Source organism: Polaribacter sp. AHE13PA (genome assembly GCF_019278505.1).
Lineage (GTDB): Bacteria > Bacteroidota > Bacteroidia > Flavobacteriales > Flavobacteriaceae > Polaribacter.
In genome coordinates this window covers 1,893,442-1,905,694 of the sequence record NZ_CP058985.1, presented here as the reverse complement: position 1 = coordinate 1,905,694, position 12,253 = coordinate 1,893,442, and the positions used below count along the sequence as shown (strand labels likewise).

Annotated in this window: 17 protein-coding genes; 12 read left to right on the top strand and 5 right to left on the bottom strand. The window is 28.7% G+C overall.

The window, feature by feature from the left end; all coding sequences use genetic code 11:
- Positions 1-367 precede the first annotated feature (367 nt).
- The 5 genes from H0I28_RS08370 (at position 368) to H0I28_RS08350 (ending at position 2,673) form a co-directional block, all read left to right on the top strand.
- Positions 368-601: a thioredoxin family protein gene (locus H0I28_RS08370; RefSeq protein ID WP_218754083.1), complete on the top strand. Its 234-nt coding sequence runs from the start codon at positions 368-370 to the stop codon at positions 599-601.
- A gap of 99 nt (positions 602-700) precedes the next feature.
- Positions 701-958: a DUF2024 family protein gene (locus H0I28_RS08365; protein WP_218754082.1), complete on the top strand. Its 258-nt coding sequence runs from the start codon at positions 701-703 to the stop codon at positions 956-958.
- A 3-nt stretch (positions 959-961) separates the two neighbouring features.
- Positions 962-1,324 carry a gamma-glutamylcyclotransferase family protein gene (locus tag H0I28_RS08360; protein WP_218761365.1) on the top strand — a complete coding sequence of 121 codons (363 nt, stop codon included), beginning with the start codon at positions 962-964 and terminating at the stop codon, positions 1,322-1,324.
- A gap of 40 nt (positions 1,325-1,364) precedes the next feature.
- Positions 1,365-2,102, top strand: coding sequence for an AAA family ATPase (locus H0I28_RS08355; protein WP_218761364.1), 738 nt, complete (start codon positions 1,365-1,367; stop codon positions 2,100-2,102).
- Positions 2,095-2,673 carry a MarR family winged helix-turn-helix transcriptional regulator gene (locus H0I28_RS08350; RefSeq protein WP_218761363.1) on the top strand — a complete coding sequence of 193 codons (579 nt, stop codon included), beginning with the start codon at positions 2,095-2,097 and terminating at the stop codon, positions 2,671-2,673. The genes H0I28_RS08355 and H0I28_RS08350 overlap by 8 nt, the downstream gene beginning before the upstream one ends.
- An 81-nt stretch (positions 2,674-2,754) precedes the next feature.
- On the opposite strand, the gene H0I28_RS08345 is transcribed toward H0I28_RS08350, so the two are convergent.
- Positions 2,755-4,161: a PLP-dependent aminotransferase family protein gene (locus tag H0I28_RS08345; protein ID WP_218761362.1), complete on the bottom strand. Its 1,407-nt coding sequence runs from the start codon at positions 4,159-4,161 to the stop codon at positions 2,755-2,757.
- Between the two features lie 89 nt (positions 4,162-4,250).
- Between H0I28_RS08345 and H0I28_RS08340 the strand changes: the two genes are divergently transcribed.
- The 7 genes from H0I28_RS08340 to H0I28_RS08310 all read left to right on the top strand — a co-directional run bounded on the left by H0I28_RS08340 (position 4,251) and on the right by H0I28_RS08310 (position 9,417).
- On the top strand, positions 4,251-4,709 hold the full coding sequence (locus H0I28_RS08340; protein ID WP_218754077.1) for a cupin domain-containing protein: 459 nt from the start codon (positions 4,251-4,253) through the stop codon (positions 4,707-4,709).
- A gap of 20 nt (positions 4,710-4,729) precedes the next feature.
- Positions 4,730-5,614, top strand: a complete 885-nt coding sequence (locus H0I28_RS08335) for a dihydrodipicolinate synthase family protein (protein ID WP_218754076.1) — start codon at positions 4,730-4,732, stop codon at positions 5,612-5,614.
- Between the two features lie 239 nt (positions 5,615-5,853).
- Positions 5,854-6,309, top strand: a complete 456-nt coding sequence (locus tag H0I28_RS08330; protein WP_254712672.1) for a hypothetical protein — start codon at positions 5,854-5,856, stop codon at positions 6,307-6,309.
- Positions 6,310-6,364: 55 nt separating this feature from the next.
- Complete coding sequence (locus tag H0I28_RS08325; protein ID WP_218761361.1) at positions 6,365-7,102, top strand: YggS family pyridoxal phosphate-dependent enzyme; 738 nt, start codon at positions 6,365-6,367, stop codon at positions 7,100-7,102.
- A gap of 350 nt (positions 7,103-7,452) precedes the next feature.
- Positions 7,453-8,196, top strand: a complete 744-nt coding sequence (locus H0I28_RS08320) for a hypothetical protein (protein ID WP_218761360.1) — start codon at positions 7,453-7,455, stop codon at positions 8,194-8,196.
- Between the two features lie 215 nt (positions 8,197-8,411).
- On the top strand, positions 8,412-8,576 hold the full coding sequence (locus H0I28_RS17705) for a helix-turn-helix domain-containing protein (RefSeq protein ID WP_218761359.1): 165 nt from the start codon (positions 8,412-8,414) through the stop codon (positions 8,574-8,576).
- The gene (locus H0I28_RS08310; protein ID WP_218761673.1) at positions 8,548-9,417 is read left to right on the top strand and encodes an IS30 family transposase; all 870 of its coding nucleotides are present in this window, start codon (positions 8,548-8,550) and stop codon (positions 9,415-9,417) included. The genes H0I28_RS17705 and H0I28_RS08310 overlap by 29 nt, the downstream gene beginning before the upstream one ends.
- Before the next feature lie 246 nt (positions 9,418-9,663).
- Here the strand turns inward: H0I28_RS08310 and H0I28_RS08305 are convergent, their stop codons facing one another.
- From H0I28_RS08305 to H0I28_RS08290, 4 genes are read right to left on the bottom strand one after another with little or no spacing between them, the layout of a single operon-like run.
- Positions 9,664-10,521, bottom strand: a complete 858-nt coding sequence (locus H0I28_RS08305) for a DUF6371 domain-containing protein (RefSeq protein WP_218761358.1) — start codon at positions 10,519-10,521, stop codon at positions 9,664-9,666.
- A 59-nt stretch (positions 10,522-10,580) separates the two neighbouring features.
- A complete protein-coding gene (locus tag H0I28_RS08300; RefSeq protein ID WP_218731055.1) occupies positions 10,581-10,784 on the bottom strand; it encodes a hypothetical protein in 204 nt (67 codons plus the stop codon).
- A 5-nt stretch (positions 10,785-10,789) separates the two neighbouring features.
- A complete protein-coding gene (locus H0I28_RS08295) occupies positions 10,790-11,824 on the bottom strand; it encodes an AAA family ATPase (RefSeq protein ID WP_218731054.1) in 1,035 nt (344 codons plus the stop codon).
- Positions 11,825-11,828: 4 nt separating this feature from the next.
- The gene (locus tag H0I28_RS08290; RefSeq protein ID WP_218731053.1) at positions 11,829-12,047 is read right to left on the bottom strand and encodes a hypothetical protein; all 219 of its coding nucleotides are present in this window, start codon (positions 12,045-12,047) and stop codon (positions 11,829-11,831) included.
- Positions 12,048-12,253 lie beyond the last annotated feature (206 nt).

Sequence of the window (12,253 nt, the reverse complement as noted above, 5' to 3'; positions counted from 1 at the left end):
AGAAGTGCATTTAAATCCTAATATCAAATACAAGTCGTATCGAAAAAATAAAGTAAATTTACCTGAGCTTACAATTTAAGAACAGAGGATTTTAACTAAAAAAGAGTCAACCTATATCAGTATAATACAATCACTTAATCACAATCTAAATTTTCTACCTCTCAATTTCTCTAATGGAGGTATATTTTGCTCACTATATATTATTAAATCATCAACATTATTCTGTCCGAAAAATAATTAATAGTACTGTAATAATATAGTATTTTAAAAAAATATTTATAAATACGTAATATAGTTAGGATTCCTTACTATATTTGTAATGTGAATTCACAACACAATATTTATTAATCATTAAAGAACAAACAAAATGAGTAAATCAATTTTTTATCACGCAGGATGTCCAGTTTGTATTAGCGCAGAACACGACATAATTCAATTAGTTGGAAAAGACAATGTAGAAATTGTAAACATTGGAGAAGACAGAACTAGAATTGAAGAGGCAGAATCAGCTGGAGTAAAATCTGTACCAGCATTATTAACGCCAACTAAAAACGTATTGCATCTTAACTTTGGTGCATCAATGGCAGATGTAAAAGGTTAAAAATAATTTTAAAGTAGTGAGTAAATACTACTCACTACTTTAAATAAATAAATAAATAAATAAATAAATAAATAAATAAATAAATAAATAAAGATACTTATGAAAATTTCAGTTTACGATACCTACGTTAAAAAAAATAATAGTACAATTATGCACTTCGATATTTTAGTTGAAGAAAGCAAAACTGTAGAAGAAGCAATTGCCTTTGGCAAAGAGTATTTAGTTTCAAAGAGTCTATCTGATGGTAAATTAACAACTAAAGAGTGTACATTTTGTCACATAGAAACTGCTCCTATTGAAATAGAAAAAGCAGTTTTAACAGATGGTTATTATATTCTAGAAATGGAAAATTGTTAATCTATGCATAGTAAAGCTCATTATTTATTCTCTTACGGAACACTTCAATTGGAAAAGGTTCAAATAGAGACTTACAATAGAAAGCTAATTGGTTTTAAAGATACCCTAGAGAATTACACTATTGAACAACTTAAAATCACAGATAAAGATGTTCTCGCTATAAGTCAAAAACAATTTCATCCAATTGCCACTCCTTCAAAATATAAAAAAAATTGTATTGAAGGTGTTATTTTTGAAATTACAGAGCAAGAACTCATACAAACTGATAATTATGAAGTTTCAGATTACAAAAGAATTATAGAAACATTTAAATCTGGCAAAAAAGCTTGGATTTATATATCTAATAAAAAACGTATGTCTGTTTAATTAGGATTACTAACTTTGTGTTTTAAAAAGAAAAATATTAATGGCGATATATGACCTAATCTTAAATTCTAGAAATGAAACTACTATTGAGTTAAGTAACATTCATTTAAGTGCGAATAATAAAATTATTTTAAACCAATTACTTAAAGAATTTAAGTATGTTGATGTTTTAAACAATTACAAATTACCCATTGACAATAAGTTACTGCTATTTGGACATACAGGTTGTGGAAAAACAACAACTGCTAAAGCAATCGCCCAAGAAATAGATAAAAAAATACTCACTTTAAATTTAGGTGGTATTATATCTTCACGTCTAGGTGAAACAGCTAAAAATATTACTGAAGTTTTTAAAAAAGCATCTCGAGAAAATGCTGTACTGTTTTTAGATGAATTTGATTACATAGGCAAAATACGCGATTACGATAATAAAGATTCTGGTGAAATGAAACGGTTGGTAAACACCGTTATTCAACTTATAGATCAGTTACCAAACGATACTTTATTAATTGCAGCAACTAATCATTCTAGTATTATTGATACCGCTTTATTAAGACGTTTTCAATTAAAGCTAAAATTTGAAGCACCTAATAATAAAGAGTTAGATAAATATTATGACTCTTTGTTAATGCAATTTCCTGAAGAATTCAGAAATGTAACACGTAATTATTCTATATCCTATGCCGAAGCTAAAGACATTACTTTTAGAGCTGTTAAAAATAAAATTATAGAAATTGAAGAAGCAAAAGAATTAATAATAGTAAGACAGAATGGATAATAATGTTAATCAAAAAATAATAAGTGGACTAGAAAGAATTTCTAAAGCCTTAAGGGTTTTACTTTGGGAAGAAAGTAAGTTATATAAAATAAGTCCTATACAAATACAATTGCTTATTTTCTGTGGCACTCATAAAAAAGAAGACTTGAATGTAAGTTTTTTAGCTACCGAATATGATTTAACAAAAGCTACCATTAGTGATTCTATTAAAGTATTACTAAAAAAGGAACTACTCTCCAAAACCATTAATGCCAAAGACTCTAGAAGATTCACAGTTCAATTAACAAAAAAAGGGAAAGAAATTGTAGAAAAAACAAGTGGTTTTACAACTGTATTAAAAGAATCTATTAATTCCTTCTCTGAATTAGAAAAAGGTATTTTTTTAGAAAGACTAATGCTACTCATTTATCAATTAAATCAAAAAGATGTAATCTCTACACAACGCATGTGCTTAACATGTTTTCATTACAAAAAAGATGGCAACAATCATTATTGTAATTTAATGGAAGAACAGTTGAAAAATTCGGAATTACAAATAGATTGTCCAGAACATCAAGTGCTTCATAATTAAAAAACAAATTGGTTAAAAAATTAAACCGTACGCATTAAGGTAAATAAATCTAGATTTTTTAATTATAACAAAGTCATTAATTTATAGTAATTGACCTAGTTTTATAATAACCTTTTCAAGGTCACTTTTACTTAAACTACCATACCCTAGTCTGAACCCTCGAAAAGAATTCTCAATACAATATTTAGAAGCATCTGTTATCTGAATACCATTCATTTCTAACTTAACGGTTAAATCTTTCAGACTTACTGATTTTAATGGTCTTATCCAAAATGCTAGACCTCCTGTAGGTGTGCTATAATGGGCTTTATCTTTTAAGTGAATTTTTAATAAATTATCACAATACCTTCTTTTTTCAATATAGTTTTTGGATGCTCTTTTTAGATGTCGTTTTATATCTCCATTTTGAATGAGTTCAATAATTGCTCTTTCCATAATGGAATCATTTTGAACATCAATAATCTCTCTTAAAGAAGCTATTTTATTGATTAATTCAACATTACAAACTAAAAAACCTATCCGTAAAGAGGGAGCAATAATTTTACTGAAAGTTCCGATATACACATAGTTTTTTATACTTGGTAAGCTTGAAATAGGTAAAATTGGTCTGTGATCGAAATGAAATTCATGATCGTAATCATCTTCAATTATTATAAAATTATACTTATTAGATAATTCAACTAGCTTTAATCTTCGCTGTAAACTAAGCGATACAGTTGTTGGATATTGATGATGTGGCGTTATATATATTGCTTTTATATTGGATATTTTTTGAAGGATAGCTTCTACTTCTAGAATTTTTAATCCATCATTATCAACACCAATAGGCACAACAATTGCCCCAGCACTTTTAAAAGCTTTCCATGCTGGTTGATATCCAGGATTTTCAACTAAAACAATATCTTTTTGAGTTAATAAAGCATGAGCAATTAAATACAATGCCATTTGACTACCACGAGTAATACAAATTTTGTCAGAGGTTGTATTCATACCTCTTCTATGGTTTAACATTTGAGAAATTACATTCCTAAATTCTCGACTCCCTTTGCTATCAGCGTATCCTAATATATTTAATTTCGACTTAAGACCAAACACTCTTCTATAAGCACTAGCCAATTCTTTTATCGGAGCAATTTTAGTATCTGGTACTCCATCATCAATAACTATTAAAGGTTTTTTTAAAACGAATTGACTTTGTTGGTTATCAATATTTAGTTGACTCGATTCAATTGTTAATTCTGCAACAAAAACACCTGTTCTATTTTTTGAAATAAGCCATCCTTCTGCTATTAAAATATCTTGTGCTTTTATTATTGTATTTCTATTTACACCAATAATATCAGCTAGTTTTCTAGAGCTAGGTAATATTTCACCAGATTTCAAACGTTCTTTTCTTATCGCTAAAATAAAAGCATCTACTATTTGAATATAAACGGCTTTATCAGCCTTTAAAGATATTTGGATATCAAAATCCCATAACCTATTCATTGGTCTACCTATTTTTAATTAAACTGGATCATATTGATAGACCAAAAGTAATTTAAATTTGTATACAATTAATACTTAAAACATAAATAATGTCAGAAAAAAAAGAATTTAGTTCAAAAGATTTTCATCAAACATTCGCTAAACCAGAAGTTAGAATGCCGGAAAGACTCATTTACAGAAATGTTGAAGGTGAAGGTGTTCACAGTCAGTTTTCAGAAGAGAGAAAGCATCCTGTTCATTTTATTGACTTACCTAGTAAAAACGTATCTATGACCATTGGAGGATTACTTCCAAATCAGGTTACAAGTAGACATAGACATACTTATGAAACTGTTTTATATGTGATTGAAGGATCTGGTTGGACAGAAGTCGAAGATAAAAGAGTAGAATGGAAAGCTGGTGATGCTGTTTATATCCCATCATGGGCATGGCACAGACATGGGAATCTCAGCAATGATGAATCTGCTAAGTATTTAGCTTGTGAAAATGCGCCACAACTTCAAAACTTAGGAGTTGCCTTAAGAGAAGAAGAAGGAAGAGATTTATAAATCAACAATTCATTTGCTATATGAACAACAATAAATTTAAAGGTATAATTGCATATCCAATTACACCTTTCAAAAAAGACGAGAGTGTCGATATTCCATTATTTAAAAAACTAGTTGAAAGGTTAATACTAAATAATGCCAACGTAATAGCACCTTTAGGAAGCACTGGCGTATTACCATATTTGAATGATTCTGAAAAAGAAAGTATTGTTAAAGCAACTATCGAGCAAGTTAAAGGAAGAATTCCTGTTTTGGTTGGCGTATCAAATCTAACTACAGAAAGAACAATACACCATGCTAAATATGCTGAACAACAAGGAGCTGATGCGGTAATGATAATACCTATGAGTTATTGGAAATTAGCACCTGAAGAAATTTTTGATCATTATAATACAGTTGCTCAAGAAATAAATATTCCTATTATGGCATATAACAATCCAGCAACAAGTGGTGTGGATATGCCTACAGAATTATTGGAAAGATTGTTAACGATTCCAAATGTTACAATGATAAAAGAAAGTACAGGTGATATTCAACGCATGCATTATTTGAAAAAAACACTTGGAGATAAAGTAGCCTTTTTTAATGGATCAAATCCACTTGCTTTGGGCGCTTTTGCTGCTGGAGCTACTGGATGGTGTACGGCTGCTCATAATTTAATTCCAGATTTGAATGTAAAATTATATGAGGCAATTGAAAAAAACGACCTCAAAGCATCTCAAATTATTTTTCATAAACAACTAGATTTACTGAAATTTATTGTGAGAGTTGGACTGCCTAGATCTATAAAAGCAGGACTTAATATTCTTGGTGAAGATGGTGGATATTTAAGAAGTCCTCTGAAACCACTTTCAAATGAAGAACAAGAAGAATTAAGAAGTATATTAACTTCTACATTGAATTAATAGCATTGATAACCAATACAAAAAATAAACTATTCTTTTGTATTGGTTATTTACATTTGTATAAAACAGATATTATCGTTATGAAAAAATTAGAATTACAGTTTGATAAGGAATTAAAAGGCAAATTTAATTTAAAAAACTTGAATATTTTATTAGTTTTTCAAGTCAATTGCCCTGGATGTTTCTCTTATGCTCTTCCATTATTCAATACGTTATACCAATAATTTCAAAATGAAGATATGGCGTTTTTAGCATTATCTACAGCTTTTGAAGATTTTGACAAGAACACTATTGAAAATACAGAAAAGTTAATCAATAATGGAGATTTAATTGGAGAGACAAAAAAGTTTATGCTCCAAAATGGCTATGAAAAATACCCTGATAAGTTTGACTTCCCTATTGCTATGGATAAAGAAATGGGTAAATCAGAAGAAGAGATTCAATATGCTATCCATGCTATTTGTAGAATAAATCCAAACTATAAATTATGGCCTGACTTTGAACAAAAGGCGTTAGAAAAAAGAATTGAAAAATATTTAAAATCATTAGATGAAATTTCATTCTCATTTACAATTAATCAATTACGAGGTACACCAAGTTTTGTTCTTTTCAACAAAGAGTATGAAGTTTTACAGGAATGGTTTGGTCATATTACTTTGGAAGAAATTAAAAATAAAATCAATCAATTTATATAATAAACTTAATAACTAACTTGAATAAATTGATTTATTATATAGAAAGTAATTAAAAATGGAAAACATTATAAATAACTTAAAAATCATTCGTAACAGAATGAAATATGCTTGCGAAAAAACAAATAGAAAACCTGAAGATGTACGCTTATTATTGGCTACTAAAACGGTAGGTTCAGAGCGTATAAATTTTGCATTACAACAAGGTGAAACACTAATTGGTGAAAATAAAGTACAAGAGTTAAAACAGAAATGTAATGCCGTAAAAGAGTTAAATCCTGAAATTCATTTTATTGGTCATTTACAAAGTAACAAAATTAAAGAAGTTTTAAAATGGGCAAGTTGCATTGAATCTATTGACAGAATGTCTGTTGCTCAAAAATTACAACAAAGATTAGTTCTTGAAGAAAAGGAAATAGATGTTTATATTCAAGTAAATACTTCGTTTGAAGAAAGCAAATTTGGAATTTCTCCTGACCAAACTATTGAACTTGTAAAGAAAGTTTCCAAATTAAAAAACATCCATATTAAAGGGCTAATGACTATTGGTTTGCTTAGCTCTGATTCAACAGAAATAAGGAAATGTTTTCGTCTTCTTAAACAATTACAAGAAGATATTAAAACCCTTAACGTCCCAAATGTAGAAATGAACGAATTATCTATGGGAATGAGTGGTGATTTAGAAATTGCAATTGAAGAAGGAGCTACAATTATACGAGTAGGAACTGCTGTTTTTGGAGAGCGTATCTATCCCGATAGTTATTATTGGAATGAAACGAAACAAGATACTGAATAAAATACTATTGCCAACAATGTATAAAAAACATAGGGCGTTTGTGCTAAACCGAAAGTTCTGTGAGTTTTAACTAAGTCCGCTAAATATAAAATTTGGCGTTTATAGAAAAAAGATAAAAGCAGAATATTTATATTTAGCTAAGTAATAAACCGAAACGAAAGTACTTATTAACTGCCCTACGTTTCTTATACTAAACGTTAGCAAACATTATGACACACCTTGAAATAATCTAACTATATTGGCGTTTTATTACAACAACAATATTAGATTTAATAATGCTTTTTTTGGTATAGTTATTGATAAATAAAATATTTTGCTGAATTATGCCCTTTTTAAAAACAATGAAAACAATGAAAATTAAAAATTTATTTAAAGTAGCCTTTTTATTTCTTTTTACAATAACACTTAATAGTTGTTCAAGTGATGAAGAATCGATGAACCCTTTAGATGATAGGGCTTTTACCACTGATACTGATACAGATTTTTTTATTAACAGAGATGGAACTGTAAATATTTTAGTTACAGGAGAATTTACAGACTCAGGTATTGCTGGAGATGTAACAAGACGTGGTTTTGTTTATGGCACAGCATCTAATCCAGAAGCGAATGATAATAATACAGTAACAGCTTCAGGTCCTAACCCTGTACATGCAACATTTATGAATTTAGATGCTGGTAATTCTATTTTCATAAGAGGCTTTTTTGAAATGAATGACGGTACTTTTTTCTATGGAAATGAAATACAAACTAGTACAGATGTAGATGCAAGTAGCACTCGTTTAATTGCAATGACGATTAAGCCAGATTTATTTTTCCAAAATTCTGAAGGAATTACACCAGAATTGCAAGTAACAGCAATAGAAAAAGAATCGCCTATAGAAATCGGTTTTGAATATAGCTTGAATCAAGATTTTTCTAATAGCTCAATTGCCTTAGATACAGATGTATCAGGGAATGTTTTTGTAACAACTTACGCAGAGTTTATTACTGGATTAACATCAAATACAGTTTATTATTTTAGACCTTACGCAAAATATGCAGATAATACGGTAACTAATGGTGGAACAAGCACAGCTTCTTTTACTACAAACTAAATGATATAAAACGTTTGCTAACAACGTATATAAAAAATAGCAGTTAAGAGCAAAACTTAAAGCTTGGTTATTAACTGCTAATTTTGTTTTAATCCGAAAAATAGCTTATAAAAACCTGCTACTTTTCATATACAAGACCGTTAGCCACAAGTTGAGCAATGTACCCCTCCATTCAATAACTTAACGCAACAAATCTAAAATTATAGATTTGTAAAATGGAAGTAAAAAAACATAGACGATTAACTTTGAAAGAAAGAGTGATTATTCAGACTCTTTTAAATGAAGAAAAGTCTAAATCTTATATAGCAATTAAACTCAATAGATCTCGTTCAACTATCGGTAGAGAAGTGAATAAATGGGTGCAAAAAAAAAGAACATAAATATGATGCTGAACTTGCTCATTGGTGTGCTAAAGAAGATTATTTAAACAAGAGAAATTTAGATAAAATAAGCACTTATTCTTTACTCAAATTTTTTGTTTACAAAGGACTTTTATCAAACTGGACTCCTGAACAAATTTCTGGAAGATTAAAAGAGTTGTATCCTAATAATCTAATAATGTCTATTTCACACGAAGCTATTTATAGACACATTTATACTAGACCACAAGCTCGTTTAAATAAAAAGTTAATCAAACTATTAGTACGTAAAAAAACAAGACGTAGAACTCCTAAAAAAAGACGTGGTGGTGGAAGTAAAATCATTAACCAAGTCAGTATTGACAACAGACCACAACATATTGAACTTAGAAATGAAGTGGGACATTGGGAAGGAGATTTAGTGATTGGAAAAAATCATAAAAGTGCTATTGGAACTATTGTAGAGCGCAAAACTAGATTTACTTTAATAGTAAAATTAGAGTCTAAAAAAGCAGGTGAAGTAGCTAATGAGTTTTCTAAAATATTAAACAAATTAAATCCTATTTATAAAAAATCAATGACATATGATAACGGAATTGAAATGGCGAGACACGAAATGATTACTAAAAAAACAGGTATGAAAATATACTTTGCACATCCATATTCTTCCTGGGAAAGAGGAACAAATGAAAATACAAATGGACTCATTAGAAGATATCTTCCAAAAGGAACAAACTTCAATGAAATTGACGTAAATAAACTCCAAAATATTCAAGAAAAATTGAACAACAGACCAAGAAAAATTATAGGATATAAAACTCCAAAAGAAATGATGGATTTAGAACTTAAATTTGTAGCTTAGTAACATCAATAAACAAAAACGGTTTGTTGCGTTACAACATTGAATCCAAGTATAAGAAATAGCTGATTCAGTGATAAATCAAAGGTCAGTTCATTTAATAAAAGTCAGTTCATTTAATAAAAGTCAGTCCAATCTGAAACTGAAGTGCTTTTTAATCCGATACTTCTCATACACGCAAACCGATACTATCTAAATGTTTGTATAAAGTGATATTTATTTTGAGTGTTAGTGTCTTACATAAGTGTACTACAATAAAAAATCAATTAAATCACCACCGTCTTCAATTTCTAAATTTTCTAACATTGTACTGCATTGGATATTATAACCTTGTTTATTTAAAAGTATTGCTTCTTTGTTCCAATTACTATAAACTGTTTTATCTGGATAAGCAATAACATTAAATTCTTTAATAGATTTTAGCATTTTTTCTTTAAAACCTGTTTTACTACCTGTAGCTAACCAAATGAAATTAGGAATCATAATACTCATGATGATTGCAGTTTTTTCTGATTCTACAATACAAATTGTATCACTTTTAGAAATGCTGTTTATAAGGTGTAGCCCAAATAAACATTGTTGTAATACAAAATTATTTAATTTTAGTTGTTTGTGTATCCAGCTAACATGATTAAAAGGTTTTTTAACTCTTTTACCTGTATTACAATTGTACAACATAATCTTGCCACCACGTATTACGTTTTTTGTGTCTATTAGCCAAAATATTGTAGCTCCATACCAATAGTTTGTTGTCCCTATGTGATACATATCTATTGCTTGTGATACCATTTTAGGCTCAAAATTCCTTAATAAATTGCTTATAAAGTTACTTTGTTGCTTTGTATTACAATATTCTTGCAATACTTTTCTATTGTGATACGAAGGTTGTATTACTTCTGTGATACAGTTATTAATATTTGTAATACAATTTGATGTTGGTTTTTTAAAATAACCACATTTACTTTCTCTATCACATCTTCCATCACTAGAATTTAAATAAAGATTAGTTTCATTGTCAATAAATTTCACAAATGTTTTCTTATGGCAATTAGGGCAGATAAACTTTCTGCTTGATCTATCTAAACTGTATTTATAATTATGTTTCATTTTTTTGAATTCGTACCATTCGTACCTATTTATTGGTACGAATGGTACGATTATGTTTTTTAATTTTTGCGAATGTGATTTTCTAATAGGTAACGTAATCCATCTTCTTTAGTGAAGTCTGGTAACTCATATTTCTTTTTCGGTTTTATTTCACTTTTTTTTATTTTACTTTTTTTTATATCGCTTCTTAGCATATCGGATAGCTTGATAAACTCTTCTTTAGAAAGAGCTTTGGCTATTGTGTATATGTCTGAAGCAACCATCTATCTTAGATATTTAGTTTTTTTCTTCTTTTTCTGATAGTTCCTTCGCATACATTTAACATTTCAGCTATATGAACATTATTCTTTCCTTCAGAAATTAAAAACTTCATCTGTTCGTCTCTTTCTTCTAAGTCCGATGTTCCAAAAGTTTTAAGATGTGCTTTTTCAGAATCAAAATCTTCAAAATGAAATTCTAGAAAGTTAGTTTCTTTATCAAGACTGCAAACAATAACATTCTCTGAGTGATATAAATGTTCTGTGTTACGTTGCTTAATTTGTTTGATATATCTAAACGATGCTTCTTGAGAACTACTACCAATAGCAAAACAACTATCACAAAAATTCATTAGCATTTTACTTCCTGCTAGATCATTTTTACTAATAGGTTTAGAGTCATCTCTTTTAGGAGTATGAGCTAATACAAGTATTGAAACATTATTTGTATTAGATATTTTTTTAAGAGTTTTCATTAATATCAAAGCATCTTTTGCTTTTTCATTTTCGCTGCTTAAAAAGGTAAGATTGTCTACAATCAAAACAGATACTTTTGTTTTGGTAATAATATCTGACAAGGTTGCGCAAAGATATTCTTCAATATTATTGTACTCTTTTGGTAACTCTAACTCGGTATGAAATTCTGCACGAAGAAAATTTTTATTAAATTGATAATGGTTTTCATATTGTTCAGAACACCTATTTTCAAATTGTTTATCAGATAATTCAAAGTCTAAATAGAGAACTCTTTTAGGAGGGCTTTCAAGTTTAAACCCAGGTATTGCTTTTCCTTTACTAATACTATCCGCTATTTGCACAGCTAAAATAGATTTACCTAAATTAGTGTCTGCAAATAAAATACAAAGCTCATTTTCATACCATAGCTCACTAAAAAGCATGTTGGGTATTGGTCTGTTTTTAGCCTCCTCTACCCAAGTATTTGCTTCTTTAATAATTAAACAACCATATTCAAAACCTTTAATTTTAAGTTTTTTTTGATTGTTTTCTATATCCTTAGTTATTAAATTAACTTTATCTTTTATCATGAAGTTAATTTTTAAGATTATTAGAGTCTATTGGCGGAATAGGCATTATTAACTCACCAATTGTCTTTGATGGATCATACAGACCGTGATTATCTAAACTATTTAAATAGTCTGTTATAATTTCTCTAGTTAAAGCGGATACTTTTATCCCTTTTTCATCTGCTAAAATTTGAAGGTGTTCTTTCTGGTCTTGATCAATTCTAAAATTAATTGTTGCAATCATTTTTACTTTTTGTTTTAAATATTTTTAAAATAAATACTTGTTAAAAAGTAAGGTGATTTTACATCAAAAGATAACTACCTAATTAACAAGAATTAACTAGGTGCAATTACGTGATACAATGAAGCTTTTAAAAGGGAGGGAAAAGGGGAAATGTGTGGGAAATGTGTGGGAATTTTTAAGGTTTATGGGGAATAGTTAAAAATAGC